27 protein-coding genes and 3 pseudogenes are annotated in these 24,389 nt (G+C 70.3%); 16 read left to right on the top strand and 14 right to left on the bottom strand.

Annotated features, from left to right (window positions below):
- Positions 1-4 precede the first annotated feature (4 nt).
- The 3 genes and pseudogenes from ACZ3IC_RS14065 to ACZ3IC_RS14055 all read left to right on the top strand — a co-directional run.
- Positions 5-1,165, top strand: a complete 1,161-nt coding sequence (locus ACZ3IC_RS14065) for an acyl-CoA dehydrogenase (protein ID WP_467415867.1) — start codon at positions 5-7, stop codon at positions 1,163-1,165.
- 7 nt (positions 1,166-1,172) lie between these two features.
- Positions 1,173-2,150 carry an acyl-CoA dehydrogenase family protein gene (locus ACZ3IC_RS14060; protein WP_467415864.1) on the top strand — a complete coding sequence of 326 codons (978 nt, stop codon included), beginning with the start codon at positions 1,173-1,175 and terminating at the stop codon, positions 2,148-2,150.
- 528 nt (positions 2,151-2,678) lie between these two features.
- A pseudogene (locus tag ACZ3IC_RS14055) lies at positions 2,679-3,083 on the top strand (ATP-binding protein); the annotation flags it as partial.
- Positions 3,084-3,397: 314 nt separating this feature from the next.
- On the opposite strand, the gene ACZ3IC_RS14050 reads toward ACZ3IC_RS14055, so the two are convergent.
- Positions 3,398-4,324 carry a cyclase family protein gene (locus ACZ3IC_RS14050; protein ID WP_467415862.1) on the bottom strand — a complete coding sequence of 309 codons (927 nt, stop codon included), beginning with the start codon at positions 4,322-4,324 and terminating at the stop codon, positions 3,398-3,400.
- Positions 4,325-4,407: 83 nt separating this feature from the next.
- On the opposite strand from ACZ3IC_RS14050, the gene ACZ3IC_RS14045 reads away from it, so the two are divergent.
- The 3 genes from ACZ3IC_RS14045 to ACZ3IC_RS14035 all read left to right on the top strand — a co-directional run bounded on the left by ACZ3IC_RS14045 (position 4,408) and on the right by ACZ3IC_RS14035 (position 7,740).
- Positions 4,408-5,322, top strand: a complete 915-nt coding sequence (locus tag ACZ3IC_RS14045; protein ID WP_467415860.1) for an SDR family oxidoreductase — start codon at positions 4,408-4,410, stop codon at positions 5,320-5,322.
- A gap of 175 nt (positions 5,323-5,497) precedes the next feature.
- Positions 5,498-6,694 (top strand): acyl-CoA dehydrogenase family protein, encoded by a 1,197-nt coding sequence (locus ACZ3IC_RS14040; protein WP_467415857.1) that lies wholly within the window; start codon positions 5,498-5,500, stop codon positions 6,692-6,694.
- A complete protein-coding gene (locus ACZ3IC_RS14035) occupies positions 6,691-7,740 on the top strand; it encodes an alcohol dehydrogenase catalytic domain-containing protein (protein ID WP_467415855.1) in 1,050 nt (349 codons plus the stop codon). Before ACZ3IC_RS14040 ends, ACZ3IC_RS14035 begins: the two co-directional genes overlap by 4 nt.
- Positions 7,741-7,771: 31 nt before the next feature.
- On the opposite strand, the gene ACZ3IC_RS14030 is transcribed toward ACZ3IC_RS14035, so the two are convergent.
- Both ACZ3IC_RS14030 and ACZ3IC_RS14025 read right to left on the bottom strand, forming a co-directional pair.
- Positions 7,772-8,017 (bottom strand): hypothetical protein, encoded by a 246-nt coding sequence (locus ACZ3IC_RS14030; RefSeq protein WP_467415853.1) that lies wholly within the window; start codon positions 8,015-8,017, stop codon positions 7,772-7,774.
- On the bottom strand, positions 8,001-8,252 hold the full coding sequence (locus tag ACZ3IC_RS14025) for a DUF6400 family protein (RefSeq protein ID WP_467415851.1): 252 nt from the start codon (positions 8,250-8,252) through the stop codon (positions 8,001-8,003). Before ACZ3IC_RS14025 ends, ACZ3IC_RS14030 begins: the two co-directional genes overlap by 17 nt.
- A gap of 212 nt (positions 8,253-8,464) precedes the next feature.
- On the opposite strand from ACZ3IC_RS14025, the pseudogene ACZ3IC_RS14020 reads away from it, so the two are divergent.
- Positions 8,465-8,701 (top strand): annotated as a pseudogene (locus ACZ3IC_RS14020) (DUF2809 domain-containing protein); the annotation flags it as partial.
- Here ACZ3IC_RS14020 and ACZ3IC_RS14015 read toward each other — a convergent pair.
- Together ACZ3IC_RS14015 and ACZ3IC_RS14010 are read right to left on the bottom strand one after the other, a co-directional pair.
- Positions 8,658-8,987, bottom strand: coding sequence for a hypothetical protein (locus ACZ3IC_RS14015; RefSeq protein ID WP_467415849.1), 330 nt, complete (start codon positions 8,985-8,987; stop codon positions 8,658-8,660). The pseudogene ACZ3IC_RS14020 and the gene ACZ3IC_RS14015 overlap by 44 nt on opposite strands.
- A 440-nt stretch (positions 8,988-9,427) precedes the next feature.
- Positions 9,428-10,033 carry a flavin reductase family protein gene (locus tag ACZ3IC_RS14010; RefSeq protein WP_467416095.1) on the bottom strand — a complete coding sequence of 202 codons (606 nt, stop codon included), beginning with the start codon at positions 10,031-10,033 and terminating at the stop codon, positions 9,428-9,430.
- Positions 10,034-10,282: 249 nt separating this feature from the next.
- On the opposite strand from ACZ3IC_RS14010, the gene ACZ3IC_RS14005 reads away from it, so the two are divergent.
- The gene (locus ACZ3IC_RS14005) at positions 10,283-10,516 is read left to right on the top strand and encodes a hypothetical protein (RefSeq protein WP_467415846.1); all 234 of its coding nucleotides are present in this window, start codon (positions 10,283-10,285) and stop codon (positions 10,514-10,516) included.
- Between the two features lie 39 nt (positions 10,517-10,555).
- Here ACZ3IC_RS14005 and ACZ3IC_RS14000 read toward each other — a convergent pair whose 3' ends face one another.
- Positions 10,556-10,765 (bottom strand): DUF397 domain-containing protein, encoded by a 210-nt coding sequence (locus ACZ3IC_RS14000; RefSeq protein ID WP_467415844.1) that lies wholly within the window; start codon positions 10,763-10,765, stop codon positions 10,556-10,558.
- A pseudogene (locus ACZ3IC_RS13995) lies at positions 10,762-11,640 on the bottom strand (helix-turn-helix domain-containing protein). The gene ACZ3IC_RS14000 and the pseudogene ACZ3IC_RS13995 overlap by 4 nt, the downstream one beginning before the upstream one ends.
- Positions 11,641-11,796: 156 nt before the next feature.
- On the opposite strand from ACZ3IC_RS13995, the gene ACZ3IC_RS13990 reads away from it, so the two are divergent.
- From ACZ3IC_RS13990 to ACZ3IC_RS13975, 4 genes are all read left to right on the top strand, one after another.
- Entirely contained in the window at positions 11,797-12,237 is a 441-nt protein-coding gene (locus ACZ3IC_RS13990) for an ATP-binding protein (RefSeq protein WP_467415841.1), read from the top strand.
- Between the two features lie 277 nt (positions 12,238-12,514).
- Positions 12,515-13,570, top strand: coding sequence for a helix-turn-helix domain-containing protein (locus ACZ3IC_RS13985; protein WP_467416093.1), 1,056 nt, complete (start codon positions 12,515-12,517; stop codon positions 13,568-13,570).
- A gap of 9 nt (positions 13,571-13,579) precedes the next feature.
- The gene (locus ACZ3IC_RS13980; protein WP_467415839.1) at positions 13,580-14,464 is read left to right on the top strand and encodes an RpnC/YadD family protein; all 885 of its coding nucleotides are present in this window, start codon (positions 13,580-13,582) and stop codon (positions 14,462-14,464) included.
- Positions 14,465-14,488: 24 nt separating this feature from the next.
- Entirely contained in the window at positions 14,489-14,785 is a 297-nt protein-coding gene (locus ACZ3IC_RS13975; RefSeq protein WP_467415838.1) for a hypothetical protein, read from the top strand.
- A 137-nt stretch (positions 14,786-14,922) separates the two neighbouring features.
- On the opposite strand, the gene ACZ3IC_RS13970 is transcribed toward ACZ3IC_RS13975, so the two are convergent.
- Together ACZ3IC_RS13970 and ACZ3IC_RS13965 are read right to left on the bottom strand one after the other, a co-directional pair.
- The gene (locus tag ACZ3IC_RS13970) at positions 14,923-15,780 is read right to left on the bottom strand and encodes an enoyl-CoA hydratase/isomerase family protein (protein ID WP_467415835.1); all 858 of its coding nucleotides are present in this window, start codon (positions 15,778-15,780) and stop codon (positions 14,923-14,925) included.
- 79 nt (positions 15,781-15,859) lie between these two features.
- Positions 15,860-18,088, bottom strand: coding sequence for an acetate--CoA ligase family protein (locus tag ACZ3IC_RS13965; RefSeq protein ID WP_467415834.1), 2,229 nt, complete (start codon positions 18,086-18,088; stop codon positions 15,860-15,862).
- Positions 18,089-18,428: 340 nt separating this feature from the next.
- On the opposite strand from ACZ3IC_RS13965, the gene ACZ3IC_RS13960 reads away from it, so the two are divergent.
- Entirely contained in the window at positions 18,429-19,799 is a 1,371-nt protein-coding gene (locus ACZ3IC_RS13960) for a COG1361 family protein (RefSeq protein ID WP_467415832.1), read from the top strand.
- Between the two features lie 125 nt (positions 19,800-19,924).
- The gene (locus ACZ3IC_RS13955) at positions 19,925-20,359 is read left to right on the top strand and encodes a hypothetical protein (protein WP_467415829.1); all 435 of its coding nucleotides are present in this window, start codon (positions 19,925-19,927) and stop codon (positions 20,357-20,359) included.
- Positions 20,360-20,375: 16 nt separating this feature from the next.
- Here the strand turns inward: ACZ3IC_RS13955 and ACZ3IC_RS13950 are convergent, their stop codons facing one another.
- Both ACZ3IC_RS13950 and ACZ3IC_RS13945 read right to left on the bottom strand, forming a co-directional pair.
- Positions 20,376-20,564: a hypothetical protein gene (locus tag ACZ3IC_RS13950; protein ID WP_467415827.1), complete on the bottom strand. Its 189-nt coding sequence runs from the start codon at positions 20,562-20,564 to the stop codon at positions 20,376-20,378.
- A gap of 322 nt (positions 20,565-20,886) precedes the next feature.
- Complete coding sequence (locus ACZ3IC_RS13945) at positions 20,887-22,074, bottom strand: flavin-containing monooxygenase (protein WP_467415825.1); 1,188 nt, start codon at positions 22,072-22,074, stop codon at positions 20,887-20,889.
- A 164-nt stretch (positions 22,075-22,238) separates the two neighbouring features.
- Here ACZ3IC_RS13945 and ACZ3IC_RS13940 point away from each other — a divergent pair, with 164 nt between their 5' ends.
- Complete coding sequence (locus ACZ3IC_RS13940) at positions 22,239-22,691, top strand: DoxX family protein (RefSeq protein WP_467415822.1); 453 nt, start codon at positions 22,239-22,241, stop codon at positions 22,689-22,691.
- Positions 22,688-23,110, top strand: a complete 423-nt coding sequence (locus ACZ3IC_RS13935; RefSeq protein ID WP_467415821.1) for a Zn-ribbon domain-containing OB-fold protein — start codon at positions 22,688-22,690, stop codon at positions 23,108-23,110. The genes ACZ3IC_RS13940 and ACZ3IC_RS13935 overlap by 4 nt, the downstream gene beginning before the upstream one ends.
- Before the next feature lie 10 nt (positions 23,111-23,120).
- Here the strand turns inward: ACZ3IC_RS13935 and ACZ3IC_RS13930 are convergent, their stop codons facing one another.
- The 3 genes from ACZ3IC_RS13930 to ACZ3IC_RS13920 form a co-directional block, all read right to left on the bottom strand.
- Positions 23,121-23,513 carry a hypothetical protein gene (locus tag ACZ3IC_RS13930; protein ID WP_467415819.1) on the bottom strand — a complete coding sequence of 131 codons (393 nt, stop codon included), beginning with the start codon at positions 23,511-23,513 and terminating at the stop codon, positions 23,121-23,123.
- Positions 23,514-23,570: 57 nt separating this feature from the next.
- On the bottom strand, positions 23,571-23,708 hold the full coding sequence (locus tag ACZ3IC_RS13925; RefSeq protein WP_467415817.1) for a DUF1707 SHOCT-like domain-containing protein: 138 nt from the start codon (positions 23,706-23,708) through the stop codon (positions 23,571-23,573).
- A 109-nt stretch (positions 23,709-23,817) separates the two neighbouring features.
- Complete coding sequence (locus tag ACZ3IC_RS13920) at positions 23,818-24,339, bottom strand: GNAT family N-acetyltransferase (protein WP_467415815.1); 522 nt, start codon at positions 24,337-24,339, stop codon at positions 23,818-23,820.
- Positions 24,340-24,389 lie beyond the last annotated feature (50 nt).

Below are 24,389 nucleotides of genomic sequence, written 5' to 3'. Positions count from 1 at the left end.
CGCGGTGGATCTCGCGTACACGCAGGACGAGGAGGAGTTCCGGGCGCGGCTGCGCGAGTGGCTGGCCGCCGTGCTGCCGTCACTGCCCGCGAAGCCCGGCGCCGACGACTGGCCCGGACGTCGCGCGTACGACACCGCCTGGCAGCGGATGCTGTACGACGCGGGCTACGCGGGCCTGCACTGGCCCGTCGACGCGGGCGGGCAGGGCGCCACCCCGACCCAGCATCTGATCTACCTGGAGGAGACGGAGAGGGCCGGCGCCCCGTATGTCGGCGCGAACTTCGTCGGGCTGCTGCATGCCGGGCCGACGATCGCGGCCGAGGGCACGGCCGAGCAGCGGGCGCGCTGGCTGCCGCCGGTGCTGCGCGGCGACGAGATCTGGTGCCAGGGGTTCAGCGAGCCCGACGCCGGGTCGGACCTCGCCTCGCTGCGGACCCGGGCGGTGCGCGACGGCGATCACTACGTGGTGAGCGGGCAGAAGATCTGGACCTCGCACGCGGAGGTCGCCGACTGGTGCGAGCTGTTGGTGCGTACGGACCCGGCGGCGCCCAGGCACCGCGGGATCAGCTGGCTCGCGATGGAGATGGACGCCCCCGGGGTCACCGTCCGCCCGCTGCGCACCCTCGCCGGGTCCACCGAGTTCGCCGAGATGTTCCTCGACGAGGTGCGGGTGCCGGTCTCCCACCGCATCGGCGCGGAGAACGACGGCTGGCGGGTCACGATGGTCACGCTCTCCTTCGAGCGCGGTACGGCATTCGTCGGCGAGGTCGTCGCCTGCCGCCGCACGCTGGCCGCCCTGGCCGCCGAGGCGCGGGCGAGCGGCCGGTGGGACGACCCGGTCCTGCGCCGCAGGCTGGGCAGGCTGAACGCCGAATTCCGGGCGCTGTGGCGGCTCACCCAGTGGAACGTCAGCGAGGCGCAGCGGGCCGGGGGCGGCGGCGTGCCCGGCACCGGTGGTTCGGTCTTCAAGCTGCGCTACTCGCACGCCCGTCAGGAGCTGTACGAGGCGGCCGCCGAAGTGCTCGGCGCGGACGCGGCCGATCTGGACCGGGAGTGGGCCGTGGACCGGCTCTCCTCGCTCTCGTACACCATCGCGGCGGGCACCTCGCAGATCCAGCGGAACATCGTTGCCGAGCGGATCCTCGGCCTGCCGAAGGGGCGCTGACGCGACTATGGACTTCCAGCTCTCGGACGACCAGCGGGCCCTGCGGGCGGGGGTGCGGGAACTCCTCGCCGGGCGCTTCGGCAGGGGCCGGATGCGGGCGGCTCTCGACGGCGGTGCGGGTCTCGACCGGGCCCTGTGGCGGGAGCTCGGCGAGGCCGGGTTCTTTGCGCTGCGGCTGCCGGAGACGGAGGGCGGTGTCGGGCTCGGTCTGCCCGAATCGGTTCTCCTCTTCGAGGAGGCGGGGCGGTCGCTGCTGCCCGGACCGCTGATCGCCACCCACCTCGCCGCCGGCGCGGTGAAGGGGGCGGCGGAGGGCGAGGCGGTGGTCACCGTGCTGGACGACGGGCAGCCGGTGGGGCACCTGGGCAATGCGGACGGGCTGCTGGTGCTCGGGCCGGGGGCGGGGCGGAGACCGGGACCGGGGGAGGGGGCGGCAGGGGCCGTGACCGGCGGGGCGCTGCGGGATGCCGTACGGGAGGCCGCCAGGCCCGTACGGTCGCTCGACCCCTTCACGCCCCTGTGGCGGGTCACCGGCCCCGTCGGGCCCGGCGAGCTTCTGCCCGGCGGGGTGCGGCTGCGCGACGAGGGCGCCCTGCTCGCCGCCGCCGAACAGCTCGGAAGCGCCGCCCGTACGACTGAGATGGCCGTTCAACACGCCGGTGAACGTGAACAGTTCGGTTCGCCGATCGGGTCCTTCCAGGCGGTCAAACATCTGTGCGCCGGGATGCTGGTCCGCGCCGAGCTGGCCCGTAGCGCCGTGTACGCGGCGGCCGTGACCGCCGACCCCGTGGAGATCGCTGGCGCCAAACTGCTCGCCGACGATGCGGCCGTCCGCAACGCACGGGACTGCCTCCAGGTGCACGGCGGTATGGGCTTCACCTGGGAGGCAGACGTTCATCTGCACCTCAAGCGGGCGTGGCTGCGGTCCGGGCAGTGGCTGACGGCGGCGGCGGCCGAGGAGGTGCTTGCGGCCGACCTGTGCTGATTCCGCACGGGTTCCGTGCAGGCATCGGGCCCGTGCCGGACCCGCGCCGGACGGCGGATGTCCGGCAGACGCATGTGGCAGGCCGAGTTCTGAGCCTCGCGCTGCGAAGTTACGCAGTGCAGTCGGTGGGCGCCGATGTCGGCTTGCACCCTTTGCGTGATTCGTCACGGGGCGGAGTCGGCGCCCGGCTCAGGTACGCTCCGTGGGATGCGAGAGGTTCTGGAACCGGGTGATCCGGGTGTTTGCCGTGCGGCGACTCCGGCCCGGAAAAGGTGCCCTGCTCGCGGCCCATGCAGAAGCGCCGGGCCTGCCCGGGAGACGATTCCCGCAGCCCCGATACGCCTCTGTTCGACTCCCCGCAGCGCGCGTCGCACAGTATGCAGCACGCGTACTCCTTCGCGCTGGAATATGCCCGAAGCGCTTGTTGCGGTGACTGTACGTCAACCATGCTGTCACGTAGGGGAATCACGTTCCGTGACCCTGAGGAGGCGCGAGGCGATGTGTCCGCCGGTTCGGATGGTGTGAGCGGTGCAGGTGCTTCAGGTTCAGCTGGAGGTCGGGCCGGATCCCGCGGAGGTCGGGCGGGCCCGTAGATGGGCGCGGTCGAGACTGGTCGGGTCCGGGATAAGAGACGACGAGCCGCTGGCCGAGACGCTCATCCTGCTGATCTCGGAGCTGGTCACCAATGCGGTGGTCCACACCGGGTGTCCGGCCGTGCTGCGCATGCTCTTCGGCTCGACGGACACGGCGGGGACCGTGCGGGTCGAGGTGGCCGACACCAGCTGCCGCCCGCCGCAGCAGCGCCACGCGAAGGGCGAGGACACCGGCGGCCGGGGCCTGGAGCTCGTCGACGGCCTCGCCGACCGCTGGGGCTGGCAGCCGGAGGGTGCGGGCAAGCGCATCTGGTGCGAGGTCGACCGGAGTGCTCCGCTGACCCAGACGGTGCAGGTGCACCCGGGTGCACAGGGCGGACAGGGCGGACAGGGCGGACAGGGCGGACAGGGTATCCATGGCGCGCCCGGCGCGGGGGATGCGGGCCACGAGACGTATGAGACGTACGGGCCGTCGCGAGCCGTTACGAATCACGCTGTTACGAATCAAGCTGTTACGAATCAAGCTGTGACGAGTCAGGTCGCTACGAGTCAGGTCGCTACGAATCACGCTGTCAAGAATCAGGCCATTGTGAAGCGTGCATAAAGGTTAAAGCAGTCGGTCCGGGTTACGGCCCGGCGTCGGCCCGAGGCCCTTCAGAGGACGGCGACCGGGGCGACCGGGGTGCCGGTGGCACCGATGAACGGTTCCGGCATGGCGGAGAGCAGGAAGCTGTACCGCCTGACTTCCGCACAGGCTGTGGACAACTTTTCCAGGTTCCAGTTCTGGCCCTGCAGCATGCCCATCTCGACCAGGTCCAGCGCATGCACCCCCAGCCACAGATCCTCGATCTCCGGCGGGAAGATCTCGAAGGTCAGGGTGTCATTGGCGACCGCCGCCACATCGCGCGCACGGAACCACTCGGGCGTCCGGATCGAGAGACCCGGCGACGGATAGGCGTACGCATGCTTGTCGCCCGCCAGATACACCTGCACCTGCCCCGTCCGTACGAGCACGATGTCACCGGCCCGGACCCGGACCCCCGCCAGCTCCTCGGCCGCGTCCAGGTCCTCGGGGGTGACGGCATGGTCGCCGGGCAGCCTGTCCACGCCGTGTGCGCGAGCCACGTCGAGCAGCACCCCGCGCGAGACGATGTGCGGCGCCTTGTCGATCCCGCTGAACTGCGCGCCGCCGTGCGCGGTGATCGTGGTGGCCGGGCGGCCGTTGTAGATCTTCCCCGAGTGCGAGGCGTGGGTGAGGGCGTCCCAGTGGGTGGCTGTCTGGAGGCTCAGGACGGCTGTGTCGTCGCTGGTGGCGACGGTGCCGGGGCCGAAGAGTTCCTGGTTGATCTGGACCATGGTGTGCAGCGGATTGATCCGTCCCGGGATCAGCCCGCTCTGGACGCCGTCCTGCAGGAGGGAGAGCGCGAGCGGGATGCGCAGCCCGGTGCGGACGGTGGCGGCCGCCTCCCGTACGACCGCGTCGGTGATCAGGTTGAGCGTGCCGATCTCGTCGTCGGCGCCCCAGCGGCCCCAGTTGTTCACCCGCTCGGCGATGGCGTGGAACTCGGCCGGCAGTGACATGGGGCCTCCCGGGGCTTGTGCTCGTGGACCTGATGGCCCATAAAATCTAACGGTCCGTCAGAAACCGCGGGAAGGGGCCGGGCATGGGGAACTTCTTGGCAGGCAAAGTGGTGGCCGTGACGGGTGCCGGGCGCGGCATCGGGAGGGCGGTCGCGCTTGCGGCGGCGGCCGAGGGGGCGAGGGTCGTCATCAACGACTACGGCGTCTCCATCGAGGGCGGTGAGCCGAGCAGCGAGGTAGCCGAGTCCGTCGTCAAGGAGATCGAAGCGGCGGGCGGGCAGGCGGTGGCCGTCGCCGACGACGTCTCCACGATGGCGGGCGGGCAACGGATCGTGGACACGGCGCTCGCGCAGTACGGGCGGATCGACGGGGTCGTGTGCGTGGCCGGGATCCTGCGGGAACGGATGCTGTTCAACATGTCCGAGGAGGAGTGGGACCCGGTGGTCGCCACCCACCTCAAGGGCACCTTCACCGTCTTCCGGGCCGCGTCGGCGGTGATGCGGAAGCAGGAGGGCGGCGGCACACTGGTCGGCTTCACCAGCGGCAACCATCAGGGCAGCGTCGCCCAGGCCAACTACAGCGCCGCGAAGGGCGGGATCATCTCGCTGGTACGGAGCGCGGCGCTCGGCCTGCACAAATACGGCGTCACGGCGAACGCCGTAGCCCCGGTCGCCCGCACCCGGATGTCCGCCAACGTTCCCATGGAACTCAAGGAGATCGGCGAGCCGGAGGACGTGGCGGCGCTCGTCGTCTACCTGCTCAGCGAACGGGCCCGCAAGGAGAAGATCACCGGCCAGGTGTACACGATCGCGGGGCCGAAGATCGCGGTCTGGGCACAGCCGAGGGAGCTGCGGGCGGGGTACGCGGAGGGGGCCTGGACCCCGGAACGGATCGCGGACTTCCTGCCGGGGACGGTGGGCACGGACCCGATGCCGATGCTGGCGCAGTTGGAGGAGATGGCCGCGGCGGCTGCGGCCAAGGCGCGACCGAACGCGTGACGGGTGTCCGCCCCGGGGTTCTGCCCCGGACCCGGCCGAACGCGTGACGGGGTGTCCGCCCCGGGGTTCTGCCCCGGACCCGGCCGGACGCGTGACGGGGTGTCCGCCCCGGGGCTCTGGCCCCGGACCCGGCCCTCAGTCGCCGGACGGGTTTGATCCTGCAACAGGAGGCAATGTGGACTTCACCTTCGGTCCGGACGACACCGCGTTCCGCGAGGAGGCCCGTGCCTGGCTGGAAGCCCACCTCGTCGGCGAGTACGCGGCGGCCGCCGGCACCGGCGGCCCGGGCAGCGAGCACGAGGGCGTCGCGATCCGCCGTGCATGGGAGCGCGAACTCGGCCGCGGCGGCTGGATCGGCCTCGGCTGGGACAACCACGGCGCCGGCCACGGCAACCGGCACGCGAGCCTCACCCAGCAGGTCGTCTGGGCCGAGGAGTACGCCCGCGCCAACGCTCCGGCCCGGGTCGGCCACATCGGCGAGAACCTCCTCGCCCCCACCCTGATCGCCTACGGCACACCGGCGCAGCAGCAGCGCTTCCTGCCCGCCATCGCCCGCGGCGAGGAACTGTGGTGCCAGGGATACAGCGAGCCGGGCGCCGGATCGGACCTCGCCGGGGTGCGGACGACCGCCGTACCCGACCGGGGCATCGGCGGCCACCGCGTGACCGGGCAGAAGATCTGGACGTCGCTGGCGAAAGACGCCGACTGGTGTTTCGTACTGGCCCGTACGGAGCCCGGCTCCAGCCGCCACCACGGCCTGTCGTTCCTGCTGGTGCCCATGGACCAGCCGGGCAGGATCGAGGTGCGGCCGATCCGCCAGATGTCGGGGACCAGCGAGTTCAACGAGGTCTTCTTCGACGGGGCGCACGCCGGGGAGTGTGTCGGCGGCGAGGGCAACGGCTGGGCGGTCGCCATGGGCCTGCTGGCCCTGGAGCGCGGCGTCTCCACGCTCGTCCAGCAGATCGGGTTCGCCGCCGAGCTCGACCGGGTGGTCCGTGCCGCCGTCAACGGCGGCGCCGTCACCGACCCGGTCCTGCGCGAACGTCTCGTGAGGCAGTGGGCGGAGCTGCAGACGATGCGCTGGAACGCCCTGCGCACCCTGGGCTCCACGGGCGACCCCGGCGCACCCAGCGTGGCGAAACTGCTCTGGGGCGGCTGGCACAAGCGCCTGGGCGAACTGGCCGTGGAGATCAGGGGCGCGGCGGGTGCCGTCGGCCCGGACGACTGGTCGGCGCAGGCACCGTACGAACTCGACGAGGCGCAGCGCCTGTTCCTGTTCAGCCGGTCCGACACCATCTACGGCGGCTCGGACGAGATCCAGCGGAACATCATCGCCGAGCGGGTGCTCGGCCTACCGAGGGAGCCGAGATGAGAGGCGTCGTCTTCGACGGCAAGCGGACCGAGGTCGTCGACGATCTGGAGATACGTGATCCGGGCCCCGGAGAGGTGCTGGTGACGGTGGCCGCGGCCGGGCTGTGCCACAGCGACCTGTCGGTGATCGACGGGACGATCCCGTTCCCGTCGCCGGTGGTGCTCGGGCACGAGGGCGCGGGCGTGGTGGAGGCTGTCGGCGCGGGTGTCGTCCATGTGGTGCCCGGCGACCATGTGTCGCTGTCGACGCTGGCCAACTGCGGGGCGTGTGCGCAGTGCGACCGGGGGCGTCCGACGATGTGCCGCAAGGCGATCGGGATGCCGGGACAGCCGTTCTCGCGGCGGGGTGAGCCGCTGTACCAGTTCGCGTCCAACTCGGCCTTCGCCGAACGGACCCTGGTCAAGGCCGTGCAGGCGGTGAAGATCCCCGCGGACCTGCCGCTCACCTCGGCGGCCCTGATCGGCTGCGGTGTGCTGACGGGAGTCGGAGCCGTACTCAACCGGGCGAAGGTCGACCTGGGTGACACCGTCGTGGTGATCGGTACCGGCGGCATCGGACTCAACGTGATCCAGGGTGCCCGGATCGCGGGCGCCCTGACGATCGTCGCGGTCGACACCAATCCGGCGAAGGAGGCGGTGGCGCGGCAGTTCGGCGCGACGCATTTCCTGACGTCGGCGGACGGCGTACGGGAGATCCTGCCGAGCGGCGCCGACCACGCCTTCGAGTGCGTGGGCCGTACGGAACTGATCCGTACCGCGATCGATCTGCTGGACCGGCACGGACAGGCAATCCTGCTGGGCGTCCCGGCGGCGACGGCGGAGGCGACGTTCCTCGTCTCGTCGATGTACCTGGACAAGTCGATCCTGGGCTGCCGCTACGGTTCCTCGCGCCCGCAGCGGGACATCGCGCTCTACGCGGAGCTGTACCGGGAGGGCAGGCTGCTCCTGGACGAACTCGTCACTGAGACCTACCCGGTGGAGGACTTCGCCAAGGCGGCGGACGACGCACACCACGGTCGGGTGGCGCGGGGGGTGCTGGTGTTCTAGGTGTATTGACCCGCAGCGTCGTTGCCGTCGCTCAGTCGTCGAAGGCGCCGCTGTCGCGCCGGGTGACGCCGGGCCGCGTGTTCACGGACCACATGTGGGTGCACTGCGGACACTGGAGGTGAACGACCGGTCCGTTGTTGGATATCAGATAGCGCCAATGCTCACGGCAGGTACGGAGGTCGGCGCAGTTCTCGCAGTGACGCGCGTCGTCGCAGACGGGGCAGGGCATCCAGGCGCGGCGGGCCGCGTCCGCCTGCGGATCAATGGGCAGTCGCACGGCCCGGCCCCCTTCCCGGCAGGACGCCGGTCGCCACCAGCAGGTCGTAGGTGCGCTGCTGTTCGGCGTCCAGGCCCGAGTAGAGGAGCGCGTACGCCTCGTCCTCGCCCTGGAGCGCGGCGATCGGGTCCCAGTCGGGCCCGAGCGCGGCCACGACCTCGGCCCTGCGCCGAGTTTCCTCGAACGTCAGATCGATCGTGAAGGGTATGAGGCTGTCTGAATTTCCCTTTTTCATGGCGAAACTTCCGATGTGCCGGTGGAACTCCCCATGCCTATCAGGCGGAAGCGGCGTCGGGGAAGGGTGACCTAAGTCGCCCCGAGGCGAAGCGGTACCCGGCCCGTGAGCGAGGAACTCTCGGATCGGTCGGCAGGGGTGGACTGTTGCTGACATGGGGGCCCCGACGGTGGACGCGGTCCGTGCGCGGCGCTGTGACGTACTTCATGACGGCGCCGGCGTTCAGCTGGGCGGTCGAGCTGCTGCAACCGACCGGGCTGCCCGCGGACCATTCCCGGCACGGCACGGCACGGCACGGCACGGCACGGCACGGTGGCGCGGCTGGTGCTCGGCTCGACCTTCAACGCACCCGATCTGCTCGGGTACGCGGTGGGTGCGGGTGCGCCTGGGCTGCGGCGGCCCTGGCTACTTCTGCCGGGAACGCTCCTCGGACTTCTGCATCTCGATGACCTCGAAGACATGGGCGCTGGTCTGCCTGCGCACACTGCCGGCGACGAACAGCGCCGCACCGAGGACGGACAAGGGGGCCGAGATCCCCAGAATGACCAGCTGCTTCGGCCACTCGGTGACCACCTTGCACTGCACGGAGTCCCGGTAGCAGTACACATCCTGCTGGTTCACCAGCAGAAAGCCCAGCCAGATCCACAGGGCGCAGGCGACGAGCAACAGCACGGCGCCCCAGGTCTGCATCAGTACGGAGCGGTGATGGAACTGTTGGCGTGCTACCCACTGCATGAGATCCCCCGGTTCGGTGCGCGACGAAGTAGAAGGGGCGGATGCACCGCCCGTCGACCGACAGGTGATCGTACGTGCATAAGAGCCCGTCCGGGCCGGAAGGCGTTGGCCGCTGTGGCCCGATTCCTGTGAAGCGTGTCTCTCCGGCCACTCGTGAGGGCGTATGCCATGACTCGATGCTGAGTGACGTGCCCCAGACAACCGAAAGCGCCGCCCGGGACGACGACCGGCAGGCCACCCCCGCAGCCCCCGGCGGGCGTTTCCGCCGACGCGTTCACCGTGCCTGGATCGTCGCCGTCGTCACCTTCGTGACGATCACTGGCGGCGCCACGGGGGCGCTGTGTGCGACGGCGGCGCTGATGGCACTGGTGATCCGGCGGGTTCCGGAGCCGCCGGGCGCCGCGGCGGGCCGGCGTGCCGGGCGGCCGATCCGCCGCACCTCACTCGCTGAACCGCCCGAACCTTCCCCGGTGGAAGAGCAGCGGATCGCACCCCTCCGCCGCGCCCAGCGCCGCCACCCGGCCGACGACGATCAGATGGTCGCCCCCGGTGTGGACGGCCTGGATACGGCAGTCGATCCAGGCCGGTACGGAGTCCAGCAGCGGCGACCCGGTCGCGGGGGCCGCCTCGTACGCCACCCCGGCGAACTTGTCGGCCCCGCTCACCGCGAAACTCCGGCACAGTGCGCCCTGGTCCGCGCCCAGGATGTTGACGCAGAACGCCCCGGCGCGGGCGATGCGCGGCCAGGTCGTCGACGTGCGGGCGACCATGAAGGTCACCAGCGGCGGGTCCAGGGAGAGCGAGGCGAACGACTGACAGGCGAAGCCGGCCGGTCCCTCCGCGTCGTCCGGGTCGTGTGCGGTGACGATGGTGACCCCGCTCGCGAAGTGGCCCAGTACGCGGCGGAATTCTGCCGGGTCGACGGGCGGGCGCTCGCCGTCGGCGACGGCCCGCAGGTCCGGTCGCGGCAGCGGATCGACCGGCGCTGGCTCTGCGGTGGTGGCGGCGCCGACGGACCTGAGGTACCGGACGGCGGTGGCGGCCATGCCTGCGTGTCCCATCACCCTTCGATTAGAACTGACGTGGCGTCAGATAGGAAGGGGTGGGCTTGTACGTTCGCCCCGACCGACCGGAATTGCACTGCGGCGAAGCTGATGTCCCAGGTGGGTCTGCGGGAGCGTCCGACGAAGTCAGCGGGCGGGCGCGGCGGCCTTCGGCTTCACCCGGCATCCGAGGCCTGGCCCCTGATCCTGGGCTGGCTGACGGGCGCGACGCTGCTGACAGGGGCAGCCCTCATGGCACGCGATGCCGCGCTGCACGGGGGCCGACTCCGACGCATCCTCGGCTGGGGCGCGTACGAGCCCGGGGACAGCACCACGTGGAGCCAGAGCGTGCGGCTCGACATCGAGGACTGCTCCTTCAGCGGCGACGACGACGGCTGGCGGATCAGCGGCACGCCGGATCGGCCCGAACTCAACCGGGAGTACGGCGATATCGACTCACCGGACTGGTACACGCTCAGCCGGTGAGGGCCCGGACCGCCCGGCAGGGCGGAGAGTACGTGAGGCTCAACTCCCGGCGGCGTATGCCACGAAGGCAGTCCAGGTCTCGGGGGTGACGGCGAACCGGGGGCCCTGCGTGTGCTTCGAGTCGCGGACGTGGACGGCGCGGGGAGTGGTCGCGACCTCCACGCAGTCGTTGGGGTTGCTGCTGTCGCTGTAGCTGCTTTTGAACCACGCCAGTTCGGAGTCGTCCTCGGTGGAGGGCTTGCGAATCATGTTTCTCCCAGCGCTCGCTCGATGAAGGCCAGCGACTCCCGTGCGCTGAGAGCCTCCGCCCGGATGATGCCATAGCGGAGTTCCAGGATCCGTAGCTGCCGTGGACTGGAGACAGGACGACCGCCGAACTCGTCATCGGAGCGCCCGACTGCCGCGCCATCCTCGAACTTCAGCATCTGGATCCGGCCGCCCGTCCCAGGGTGACCCCAATGGGCAGTCGGCATCACCTGAATTTCGACATTGCGCAACTGTCCTACCTCCAGGAGGTGTTCCAGCTGCCTGCGCAGCACGATCTTGCCTCCAATGGGTCGGTTGAGCGTCGTCTCTTCCTGGACAAAGCTCAGTTCGGGGGCCGGGGAGCGGTCGAAGATGGAACGTCTGGCCATGCGGCCTGCCACACCACGTTCCACTTCGTCGTCCGACAGCGCAGGACGCCTCGTTTTCAGCAGCGCCCGAGCATGCTCCTCCGTCTACAGAAGACCGTGGAGGTTGTGGCACCCGTACGACAGCAGCTCGACCGCCCGCGCCTCCATCCGCGCCAGATCCCGAATCTTCTTCGGGTACCGGACCTCCGCCACGTCCTTCTTCATCGCGGCGATCAGCCCACCGGCCCCCAACACCTCGTCCGCCCTGTCCAGATACTCCGGGCGTGGAATCCGCTTCCCGGCCTCGACTTTGTAGACCTGGTCCTCCCCGTACCCGATCGCCACACCGAACTCGGCGGCCCGCATCCCGGCTGTCTCCCGGCGCAGCCTCAACTGCCGCCCCACCGTGGCGACGACCGCCGCACCCGACTCGTCATCCGGGTCGACCTCCCAACCGGACTCGTCCGTTTCGCCCCCGGCCCGCTCCGTACCGTCCGCATCCACCCGCATCCGCGCCACCTCCGACATGCCGTCACCATCGCGGCACCACCTACCCGCACGCCTCCTCCGGACAGCCCGGACAGCTCCGGACAAGCGCCGGACAGTGACCGTACGCATCCGCTTGATCACTGGTCAGCGTAAGCGTGCCCGGCCACGCTGAGTGACGTGAATCAAGAAATCACCCTCCCTCAAGCCCCCACCCCCAGCCGCGCGTTCAGCGTGTTGCTCTCGCCCACCCGTCGGGGCGCCAGGCTGGCCCGGCTGCTCACCACCGCGCATCTGGGCGAGTGGGGGATTCCCTCGGAGTCGGCCGCGCAGATCGTCGCCGAACTGGCGGCCAACGCCGTGGCCCATGGCCGAGTTCCGGGGCGGGACTTCCGGCTGGACCTCGCGGTTCACGACGACGGCGCGCTCCTGCGGATCGAGGTGAGTGACGCTCGTGGCGCGTGCGTGCCGCCCGGTCTGTGCGGCACGCACGTCCCGGATGACGACTCCGAGTCCGGGCGCGGCCTGCTGATCGTCGAGGCGCTCGCGGACCGTTGGGGAGTGAGCCCCGGCCCCTTTCCCCGTAAGACCGTATGGGCTGAGCTCGACCTCGTACCATGACCGCCGCAACCGGATCGTGGATCTCTGCGATCCGGTGGTCCGGGACGCGGTGGCTTGCGACGTCAAAAACCTCGAAGGAACTGGTTAATTACCCTTTCCGAACCCATTCGCCCTCCCGTCACTCACAAGGGTGAGGTTTGCCAACTTGGTTACTGTTCCGGCCGATTGGCTGGCATATGCTCACGGTGACGAGCAACCCCCAGACATGCGACGGCCCCCGGCCGGGACTGGCATCCCGATCGAGGGCCTGACCAACGAGGAAGAAGAGACCTTCCCGATGGATACCCAGCAGATTAGCGCGCCTTCGCGCGCCACGTCCCGCGGACACGAGGACGCCAGGCCGTCCTCCGGTGTCGTGCACGACAACTCCCGGCACACCAGCCGTTTCACGGTCGTGGGCAACCACCTCACCCAGCACCGCGAGCTCTCCCTCACCGCGATCGGTCTCGCCGCGCACATCCAGTCGTTGCCCACCGGGGCCAGGATCGGCATCAAGGACCTTGCCGGGCGCTTCCCGGAGAGCGAGGCGAGGATCGCCGCCGCGTTACGCGAACTCGAAGCGCATGGCTATCTGCGACGCACCAGGGCACGACTGGCCGACGGCCGGATCGTCACCCGTACCGTCTCCTGCAACCGGCCTGCTGGCCGGCAGCCCACAGATCCCCGGCCTGGCCGTGGCTGCCCGCCGCGTCCGCAGCGTACGACCCGGTCATCCGCGCCCGTCCGTCCCCGCCGGGAGGCCGAAGCCGACACCATCCGTCCACCCGGGTCTCCGGCCCGCACCGTGCACGCATCACGCCATGAGCACTCGTCCGCGTCCGGTGGTGAGCACCCCCTCGTGCCCGCTCGTGAGCATGCGCCCGCGCCCGCGCAGGGGCGTGAGCGCACCCCGTACAGCCGGTCCATGCCTCTGCTCGTCGTACCGCAGCCGGCCTTCCCCGCCCCGTCCCTCCTCCGGGACGCCGCCGACCTGCTCGCCGGACTGCACCGCCGGGACCCGCGCCTGCTGCTCTCCGAGCAGGACGTGGACGTTCTGGCTCCGGGGGTTGCCGCATGGCTGGAACGCGAGGTCGGCCCCGATGCCGTGGAGCACGCGTTGACCAGCGGACTCCCGGCCGAAGGGCTGCGGCGACCGGCGGGTCTCCTTGCGCACCGGCTCACCGCCCGGCTTCCTGCACCGCCCCCGTTCAGGGCTCCGGTCGATTCCTCGTCCCGGACGCCGCTCCCGTTGCAGAACTGCGAAGGCTGCGACCGGGCCTTCCGCGCGGCGGAGCCGGGGTCGTGCCCCGGCTGTCTGACCTGCACCTCTCATCCGACCGTTCAAGAACTCTAGGGAAACCACATGGTCAGCTCGTCCCACGAGGCGATGCACCGCATCTTCCAGGAGTACCCGGGACTCTTCTCCCGTGTCTCCGAGGTGCTGGGGGTGACGATCGGCCCACCCGCCTCGGCCACCGTCATGCCCACGGACCTCACCGAGAACCGGCCACTCGAACGCCGTGTCGACACCCTTCTGCGCATCGACATGGAGGACGGCCAGTCCTACCTCCTGGCGATCGAGGCCCAGGGCAAGAAGGACCCGGAGAAGCCGGTGAGCTGGATGTACTACTTGTCGTACCTCCAGGCGAAGTACGAACTGCCGCCCATGCTGCTGGTCGTCTGCCAGGACCGGGCCACCGCCGAATGGGCCGCACGCCCGTTCACCGCCGGACACCCCCAATCGCCCGTGCTGACCCTGCACCCCCTCGTCGCAGGCCCGCACAACATGCCGGTGATCAAGGATGTGGCCGAGGCCCGCAAGGACCTGGCGCTGGCCACGCTGGCGGCGATCACACATGCAGGCGATCCGGACATCGGTGCCATACTGAAGACGCTGTCGACCGCTCTGCGGGACGTACCGGAAACCATTGCCGACCCCATCGTCGAACTCACCGCACAGGGCCTGGGCAACCGCCCGGCCGCACAACAGTGGAGGAATCTGGTGGCCGTGGACCTTTCTTTCTACAAGTCAGCGCTCTCGGAGGAGATCCGGGACGAAGGCCGCGCAGAAGGTCGTACGGAAGGTCTCGCGCGGGGCATCTTGCTGTTCCTTACTCAGGCCGGTATCGACGTACCCGACGAGGCGCGCGAACGCATCACGGGCTGCACCGACCTTGACGCTCTGAGCCGCTGGCTCCTGCGTGCTCCTACTGCCACATCGGTCGAGGACGTCTTCACCGAGAAGTAGGTGGACTGCGGCCGGGACCCCCCGATGGCCCGTACGAACCGATGGGTCCCGGCCGCACAACAGTGGAGGAACCTGGTGGCCGTGGACCTTTCTTTCTACAAGTCAGCGCTCTCGGAGGAGATCCGGGCAGAGGGCCGGGCGGAGGGCTGGGCGGAGGGCATTGCGTGGAGCATTTTGCTCCTCCTGGACCGGGTCGGCATTGACGTACCCGATGAGGCGCACCAGCGGATCACGGGTTGCACCGACCTCACCCTTCTGAGGGGCTGGCTCTCGCGCACTCTCGCCGCGACATCTGTCGAGGACGTCTTCGCCGACCGGTAGGCAGATTGCGGCCGGGGCACGCCGGTGGCCCGTGCCGATCGGTGGGGCCCGGCCGCACAACAGGTGGGTGCGGGGCCCGGCCGGTTCCCCGCAGTGGTCTGTGGCAGGAGCGGAGGACGTGGGCGCCTCCGGAGCCCTCACAGCCCCCGGTACTTCGGAGCGCGCCGCTCCACGAAGCTCGCCACGCCCTCGTGGGCGTCTTGTGTCGTCATATTGATCTCCTGGGCCATCGCCTCGGCTGCGAAGGCCGTCGCCCGGTCGGAGTCCAACGAGGCATTCACCAACTGCTTCGTGAGGGCGATCGCCCGGGTCGGCCCCTCGGCCAGCCGCTGCGCCCACGCGCGGGCGGTGGCCGCCAACTCCTCGTCCGGGACCACCCGGTTGACCAGCCCCAGACGTTCCGCCTCCGCCGCCGGGAGCGCGTCGCCGAAGAACATCAGCTCCTTGGCGCGCTGCGGTCCGATCAGGCGTGGCAGCAGATACGCGCCGCCGCCGTCCGGTATGAGGCCGCGGCGCACGAACACCTCGATGAACTTCGCCGACTCGGCGGCCAGCACCAGATCACAGGCGAACGCGAGGTGCGCGCCGATACCGGCTGCCGTGCCGTTCACCGCAGCGATGACCGGCTTCTCGCACTCCAGCACCGCCGCGATCAGCCGTTGCGCGCCGAGCCGGATCGTACGGGCCACGTCCCCCGGCACCCGGTCGGCGGTCGACGGCGCGCCGCGCAGGTCGGCACCCGCGCAGAAGCCACGACCGGTGGCGGTCAGGGCGACGGCCCGGACCGTCGGGTCCGCGGACGCCTCGGCGAGGAGCGTGATGACGCGTTCCCGCTGGTCCCAGGTGACAGCGTTCATTGCTTCGGGGCGGTTGAGCGTGATCCAGGAGACGCCGTTGTCAGTGGCGTGGAGTACCAATGAATCAAGCGGGTCGGCCGATGAGGCGGGCCCGGCGTGTTCGGTGTGCTCGACGGTGTCTTCGGGGGAGGACGGCATGAGGCAGCTCCTGGGTAGGTGGGTCGGCCGGTGGCGCGGTCTGCGAGGTGGTTGGCGAGATGGTCGGCGCGGTGACCCGTCAGCGGCAGACGGCCAGCGCGTCCAGCGCCACCGCGCCCTGCCCCCGCCCCAGCACCATCAGCGGGTTGATGTCCAGCTCGGCGAGGTCGTCGCCCAGTTCCAGCGCCATCCGCTGCACCCGCAGCACGACCTCGACGAGCGCGTCCACATCCACCGGCGGACCGCCGCGTACGCCCTCCAGCAGGGCCCGGCCGCGCAGTTCGCCCAGCATCGACCGCGCCTGGTCCTCGCCGAACGGCGGCACGCGTACCGCCGCGTCGTGCAGCACCTCGACCAGTACGCCGCCGAGCCCGACCGTCACCGTCGGCCCGAACAACGCGTCCTGCGTGACACCGACCATCATCTCGACGCCCCGCTCGACCATCTGGCAGACCAGGATCCCGTCCAGCTCGACGCCCTCGTACCGTGCGATGTCGGTCAGTTCGCGGTAGGCGTCCCGCACCTGGCTGGCGGAGGTGAGCCCGACCTTGACCAGACCCAGCTCGGTCTTGTGGGCGAGCCGGGCGCCCGACGCCTTCATGACGACCGGGTAGCCGACCAGCCCCGCGGCCCGGACGGCCGCCGCGGCGCTGGACACCAACTGCTCGCGCGGAACGCGGATTCCGTACGCCCGCAGCAGCTGCTTCGCCGCGTGCTCGCTCAGCTGGTGGCCCGGGCGCATCAATGCCTGCGCCTTGCGGAACGAGGGCGACGGCGTGCGGGGCGCCTCATCGAAGGGGGAGCGGTAGGAGGCGGCGAACAGGTGGTGGTCCAGATAGGCCTTCACGGCGGTGATGCAGTTGCCGAAGGTGCGGAAGGTGGCGACGCGGGACGAGCCGAGCAGCGTTGTGCGGTACGCGTCCTCCGTACCGACGGGCGAGCCCCACACCACGCACACCAGCTTGTCCGTGGCCTCTGCCGCGTCCACCAGGTCCTGCGCGAGTTTGTCGCTCATCGGGGGGAAGGGGCCGGTGATCGGACAGATCAGCACGCCGACGGCGGGGTCGGCGAGGATCGCGTCGATGATCTTCCGGCCGCGCCAGTCGCCGACCGGATGGCCGCCGTTGTCGACCGGGTTCGCCACGTTCAGATAGCCGGGGATCCACTCGTGCAGCTCTCGCTGCTTCTCCTCGGACAGGGTGGGGATCTTCAGCCCCGCGCAGGTCGCCAGGTCCGAGAAGTGCGCGCCCGTGCCGCCCGAGATCGAATACACGACGACCCCGTCGGCCTGCGGCTTCCGCGCCCGGGCCAGCAGGGCCGCGGTGTCCTGGAGTTCGTCGAGCCCGTCCACCCGGATCACGCCGAACTGCCGCATTGCCGCGTCCACGACCTGGTCGGCGCCGGTCAGCTTGCCGGTGTGTGAGGCGGCCATCCGGGCCCCCGTCTCCGTACGCCCCACCTTGACCGCCACCACCGGAACGCCGGCCCGCGCCGCCCGGTCCGCGGCCAGCAGAAAGGAGCGCCCGTCCTTGAGCCCCTCCACGTAACAGGCGATGGCCCCGACCTCCGGGCGCTGCGAGAAGTACGAGATGAAGTCGGCGGTCTCCAGATCCGCCTCGTTGCCCGTGGGCGCCCAGTGCGAGAGCCGCACGCCCAGCTCCTGAAGGGTGTAGACGGGGCGGCCCTGGTGACCGGACTGGGTGATCAGCGCGATGGCGGGCCCGTCCAGATCGTCCCGGAACTCCTCGAAGGCGTTGAGGTTGGTGTTCGGCCCGAGCAGCCGCAGTCCGGACCGCTCCACCGCCGCGGCCAGCCGCGCCTGGGCGGCGGCACCTTCCTCACCGGTCTCGGCGAACCCGGAGGCGAAGGCCACCGCGAACTTCACCTTGGTTTGCGCGAGTTCCTCGATCACCGGGAGCGGATCACCGACCAGCAGCACGGCCAGATCGACCTGCTCCGGCAGGTCCGCGGCGGAAGGAGAACAGGCCCGCCCGAACACGGACTCCCGGCTGGGATGCACGGGATACAGCCGCGCCCCGACCCGCTCGGCCCAACTGATCAGCTGTCGGGTGATCCCGGTATTGGGCCGTCCCTCGGTGTCGGACGCGCCGATGACGGCGACGGACTCGGGCCGGAAGAACCGGTCCAGATCCGGCACGGGCGTGTGCAGCGGGCGGCCGCTGACATCGAGATCGCCCTCCGCGGCGGCGGTCGCCATGCTGTGGACGATGGCGTGCGGCTCTTCGCCGCAGGCCACCACCCTGGCGCGGAAGTCGGTGGTGAGGGTGCCGTGAGTCGATCCAAGCATCGTTCCGCCCACTCCTGCTCGAGGTCCGTCGGGTGATCGTGCCCGGCCAGCCCGAAGCTGACACTCTGTCAGGTTACTTAACTGACGGTCCGTCAGGAATGGGTGTGCAGGCAAAGGCTGAAATGGCGGAAGTCCGGTGCCGTGCGGGTGTGGCGCACGGGCGGTGCGTGCCGGTTGCGTGCGGCGTCACCGGGTCCGCTCTTGTGCCCGACGTGCGTGCGGGGTGGCGGACCGGCCGGACCCCGTCGCCGTACAACCTCCCGGTGATCTTGAACGTCCAACCAGCAGGCCGGACTTCCGGCCGCCGTTCACCGTCGTCGTTCCAACCCTGGGGGAGTTCATGAGACCCGTATCCGCCCGGCGCACCGCGCGCCTCGGGGCCTGCGTCGCCGCTGCCGCCGGACTGCTGACCGCCGGGCTCGCCGCACCGGCGGCCGCGTCCGCCGAGGAGCAGTCGGACCAGCTGTGGATTCAGGCGCCGTACGAGCAGAACCTGCTGCTCGCCAATGGCGGAGGTGAGCCGCAGAGCCGTTCGCTGGACGTCGGGCTCTACCACGACAACGACAACTTCACCGTCACGGACGGCCGCCTCTCGGTCGACATCTCCGGCATCGCCGGAGTGGCCGAAGTGACCTGGCCCGACAACTGCGCACCGAGCGGTACGACGGCCGTGTGCAGCGTCCCCGAGGTGCCCGTCATGGGAGATGACTACACCCCGCAGGTCAACCTCACGATCCGCGCCGCGGACGGTGCGACGGCCGGGGCCCAGGGGCGCATCACCTACGCGGCCGTGGCCACCGGCGGTCCTTCGGGCACGCTGGAGGCCCCGCTCGACTCGTTCGACACCACGGTCACGGTCGCCTCGGCACCCGACCTGTCCCTCGGCGAGATCGCCCCGGTGAAGGGTGTCCTGCCGGGCAGCGTGCACACCGTGCCGTTCACGGTGACGAACAAGGGCGGTGAACGGTCCGAGGGCTTCACCGCCACGTTCATGGCGTCGTACGGGCTGGACTTCGTCAACGAGTACCCCGAGTGCGCGTACGAGACGACCGGTGGCGACGACTACGCCCCGATGACCCACGCCACCTGCACCTTCGACCAGGTCCTCGAACCGGGTGACACCTACACGCTGCCCGAGCCGATGCGGGTGGCCCTCGCCCCGCACGCGCTCGGCGAGCGCCTCGACATCAGCGTCGAGCCCGGCAACGGCGCCACCGACCTGACGGACGAGGACAACTACACCATCGCCACCTTCAAGGCGGTCAACACGGCGGACTTCGAGGCCACGGGCGCCCGTGTCACCGGTGGCGCCGGTGAGACCGTCACCGCCGAAATCGGCTTCCGTAACAACGGCCCGGCCTGGATCGGCAACCTCGGCTCCGGCGACCCGGTCGCGGCCGTCGACTTCACCGTCCCGGAGGGCGCCACCGTCACCTCCGCCCCCGCCGACTGCGAGCCGCGCACCCTGAGCGGCGGCTACTACCCGCAGCGGACCGGCGCACCGCGCTACAGCTGCGAGATGCCGTACTGGGCGCTGCCGGACACGACGCGCTCCCTCCCGTTCCAGCTGCGCATCGACCGGGTGGTCCCTGACGCGGCGGGCCAGGTCATGCTCACCACCGGCGGCTCCAGCCCCGCGACCTTCCCGTTCGACCCGCAGCCGGCCAACAACACGGCCCAACTCGTGGTCAACGCCACGCCTGCGGCCTGACCGACGTCCCCGAAACGTGGGTGCGGGGCGCGGCCGGTCTTCCCGGCCGCGCCCCGCGCGGACAGGCGCTGACCTAGGAGCTGTCCGGTCGAGCACGGTCGTGGGCGGTCCGGCATGATGCCCGGGTGAGCGTCATCGTCGAGTTCTTCGCGGCTCCGGATGACGCGTCAGCGGCTTTGGTTCTTCAGACCGGGCCGCGGCGCGCGTTCGAGTCGCTCTCCTTCGGTAACTTCGATCCCGAAGAAGCTGTGGTCGAGTGGCAGTGTCTTCTTGCCGGCGGCAGCTTCGAAGAACTCGTCGAAGCTGGTGAGCCTCGTCTCGTCGCCGGCCAGGGCGATGACGGGTGCGTCGTCTTCGCGATCTCGCCTCGCCTGTCCGCAGCACTCGCCGAGGCTGAGGGGTTCGAGTTGAAGGATGCCGCTGTCGCCTGGTCCTTGCAGCGTGCGGAGGACGGCGAGGTCATCGACACGGAGATCGCCTCCGTGATCCTGGGTGATTTGGCTGCTCTCGTCAGCAGCGCCCGACGCCAGGGCCAAGGTGTCTACTGCTGGGTGGCGTAGAGGTTCATGTTCGGAGTCAGATCGCGACGGACGCCGCGGTGGCGGTGCCGAGGAAGATGCAGCCGCGTTTGTCGTAGCGCGTGGCGACGGCTCGGGGGACGCGGATCTTCTCCAGCACGGCGATGAACTGGGTGCAGCCCGCCCGCTGGCTTGGCGTGACAATCAGGGACGGCGGTCGGCAGCGGCCGTCCGCGCCCGGGATCACCAGTCGACGTGTGTGTCGACCCGCTGGCCCAGGCCGTCTTCGTCGTCCGCAGGCGGCAGTTCGGGGCCGCAGGCGAGCGGCGTGCACGACAGTTGCAGGTGTGTGAGACAGCTGTAGGGGCCGTTGTCGGATGCCGGGCCGAGAACCAGGGCGTGGGCTGGGCGTGCGCCAGATGCGGTGGGTCGGCGCGGGCCCGGGGAGGTGCGGCGCGATCGGCAGCGCGGCGAGTTCGGCGACGGCGTCGGCGGTCAACGGCCGGTGCGCGACGGCGCGTACGGGTATCGGCATGCCGATCATTACAGAAGCGGCGACCCATGCGGCGTCAGCCCCGGCGTGTTAGCTTCTTCGCGATCTTCTGTGCGTCCAGGGCCAGTTCGCGCAGCATGCCACTGATCGGGTTGGTGAACCCGGTGAAGTACAGGCCGGGGGCCTGCTTGGGCGTGCGGCCGCCGTGCACCACCGGCCGGCCCCGTGCGTCCAGTACGCCGAGGTGGCCGACCAGGCCCTCCAGGTTCCGTCGGTAGCCGGTCGCGGCGATCACCGCGTCCGGGGTGATCCGCTCCCCGTCGGCCAGCACCACCGCGTCCCCGTCGAACGACTCGACGGCCGCCACCGGCACCACCCGGCCGCCCTTCACCGCGTCGATCAGCCCTACGTCCTGCACCGGAATGGCGCCGTCCCTGACCCGTGAGTACAGGCCGGTGTCCGGACGCGGGAGACCTTGCGAGGTGAGGTCGGGGACGGCGATCCTGGCCATCAGGCGCCCGGCTCTGTCTACCAGCCGGACCGGCAGCCTGCGTACCAGGATGCCGGTTGCCTGCGCGGGCCAACCCGCGGTCGAGCGGCGCACGATGTGCGGCGCGGTGCGCACCGCGATCCGTACCCGCGATGCCCCGCCCTCCACCAGGTCGACGGCGATCTCCGCGCCCGTGTTGCCGATCCCGACGACGAGGACGTCTTTGCCCGCGTACGGGGCGGGATTGCGGTAGTCGGAGGCGTGCACGAGGTCGCCGGTGAAGGTGTCGCGGCCGGACCAGTCGGGGATGCGCGGGGTGTGGTTGTGGCCGGTGGCGACGACGACGGCCCGGCCGGTCAGCATCCGGCCGCCGGTCGCGTTCAGCTGCCAGCCGGCTCCGTCGGGGGCCCGGTCGACCCGGGACACTTCGACGCCCGTCACCACTTCCAGTTCGTGGTGCTCGACGTACTTCTCCAGATAGCGCACCACATCGTCCCTGCCCACCCAGCGTCCGAACCGGCGCGGCATCGCGAGCCCCGGCAGCGCGGACCAGCGCCGGGTCGTGTGGAGGTGCAGCCGGTCGTAGTGGCGGCGCCAGGAGGCCCCCACGTTCCCGGACTTCTCCAGCACGACCGCCCGTACCCCCTGCTCGCGCAGGGCCGCCGCGGCGGCGAGACCGCCCGGGCCGCCACCGATGACGTACACGGGCCGGTCCTCGGTGAGGTCGGTGGGGGCCGGGGCGGAGCTACCGGCGGTAGGTGCGCTGTCGGGCATGGTTCGGAGCGTAATCGCGCGCTCATTCGGTGGGTCTCGGCCGAGACCGGAATCGATTGCGAATTGATCACGGGTGTGCATCTCGCGTCTCCTGCACGCCTCTTGCGCGAGCCGCCGTCATCAGGTGAACTGACGTACCGTCAGATTCATGAGCGGGAGGCCCCATGCAGACGATCTGGCTCGGCGGCGCCGAGTGGCTCGCCGTCCTCCGGATAGGCCTCGGCCTGTGGTGGCTGGAGAGCTGGCGCCACAAGGACAAGAAGGGCTGGTTCGAGCGCGGTACGGGCATCGCCTGGGCCGCGGACGTGGCGGGCAAGCACCGATGGGCTGCCGTACGCACCGGCTTCCGGCGGATCGTCGCCCCGCGCCCCAAGGCCATGGCCTACCTCGTCGTGTACGCCGAACTCGCCCTGGGCCTCGGCTTGATCGCCGGATTCCTCACCCCTGTCGCGCTCGTCGCCGGACTTCTCCTCAACCTTCTCTACCTCGTGCTGATGATCCATGACTGGGCCGAGCAGGGGCAGAACGCGATGATGGCGCTCATCTCGCTCGTCGGGCTGTTCGCGATGTCCTGGCAGACCTGGTCCTTCGACGAGGCGATCGGACTCTTCCTGTGACCACGGCCGCCGTACGTTTCGACCTGCCCGAGCCCGACTCCTTCACCCGCCCCTACTGGGACGCCGCCGCCCAGGGGCAGTTGCTGCTGCGTCGCTGCCGAGCTTGCGGGCGCGCCCACCACTACCCCCGTGAGTTCTGCCCGCACTGCTGGAGCGAGGACGTCACCTGGGAACGGGCGAGCGGGCGCGCCACGCTCTACACCTGGTCCGTCGTCCACCGCAACGACCTGCCGCCGTTCGGCGCCCGCGTCCCGTACACCGCCGCCGTCGTCGACCTGGCCGAGGGGCCGCGGATGATGACGGAGATCGTGGACTGTGAGGAGTCGGCCCTCGCGATCGGCATGGAGCTGCGCGTCGCCTTCCGGCAGGAGGAGAGGTGCGAGGCGGTTCCGGTCTTCCGGCCGGGAGACGCTGCCTGACGCGTCGGACTCAGCGCCGCTCGCTGCGGCGCAGCTTCCACCGCTCCCTGATGCTGGGGTGGCGGACGACCACTCCGTCCATGCCGCCCGAGCCGGTGAGGCGGAGCAGCGGTGTGCCCGGGAGCCTCTCACCCCGGGTACGGTCCTTGAAGCCGCCCAGGCCGGGATGGACGTCGTCGGTCTCCGCCGCCCACCCCCTGGGTACGACGACGACCCCGCCCATCTGTCCGTTGACCTCCAGCTCGATCGCGCGCAGTCGGGTCTGGGTCTGCGTGAAGTCGAGCTTGGTGCCGCCCATGCCGCCGCGCACGTCGATGCGCGCAGGCACCTTCCACCGTCCGGTCCGTGCCAGGCCGTGGATGCCGCCCTCGATGACCAGCGGCTCCATCGCGTTCTGCGGCACGAGCGACAGATCGGCGGTGAGGGGTTCCAGTTCGGCGAAAGTCTTGGCGGCGAGCGCCTAACCCAGGCGCGTATCCAGCTCGTCGAGATCGATGCGGCCCTCGGCCGCCGCCTCCTGGAGTTGCTCCACCACCGCTTCGCGGGCAGCGTCGGAGGCGCGAAGTTGACTGACGGAATTCGGGCGCTCAGGAGTCATGAACCTGATGGTACGGATGAGGGACTCGGGTGGACCGCCACCTGGCTCACAGACCGGGCGCGCCCCAGACGGGCGAAAGACCGTGCGTCGCGTTCGGGTGGTCACTGGCTCAGGCGGTGGAGAGGCGGTCGGGATCTGCGTCGGTGGCCAGGCGGTCGTGAAGCTCTACGTCGAAGCGCACGCCGTCGTACTCCAGTTTCTGTCGTTCCAAGCCCTCCACCGCAAAGCCGGCTGCCCTGGCCACGCCGCAGGAGGCTGGGTTGTTGACCCGATGGCCGAGTTCCAGGTGGAAAAGTCCGGCGTCGTCGAAGGCCCATCGGGTCATCGACTGGCAAGCCCGGGAGGCGACACCATTGCCTCTGGCTGCTCGGGTGACCCAGTAGGACACCCATCCGGTTCCGTGCCGCCGATCGATTGCGCCCACAGTCATATTGCCCAACATGGTGTCCTGTTCGTCGACGACAGCAAACGCGAAGGCTGAACCTGTTTGCCATCGCTCGCTCTGCCCGATGAGCCAATGCTCTGCGGTTCCAGCTGATGTCACGGGCTCACTGGCCTGTCTCCGCATCAGAGGATCCGCGATGCTGTCAAGACCGCCTGCACGTCCCCTGCCGACCAGCGGCGCAGCCACAAACCCGTCGATACTTCCACATGGTCACGCACTCACCGTCGGAGTCTGCC

The sequence above is a fragment of the Streptomyces sp. NPDC002958 genome (assembly GCF_055563255.1).
This window is presented reverse-complemented; position numbering and strand designations above follow the sequence as displayed.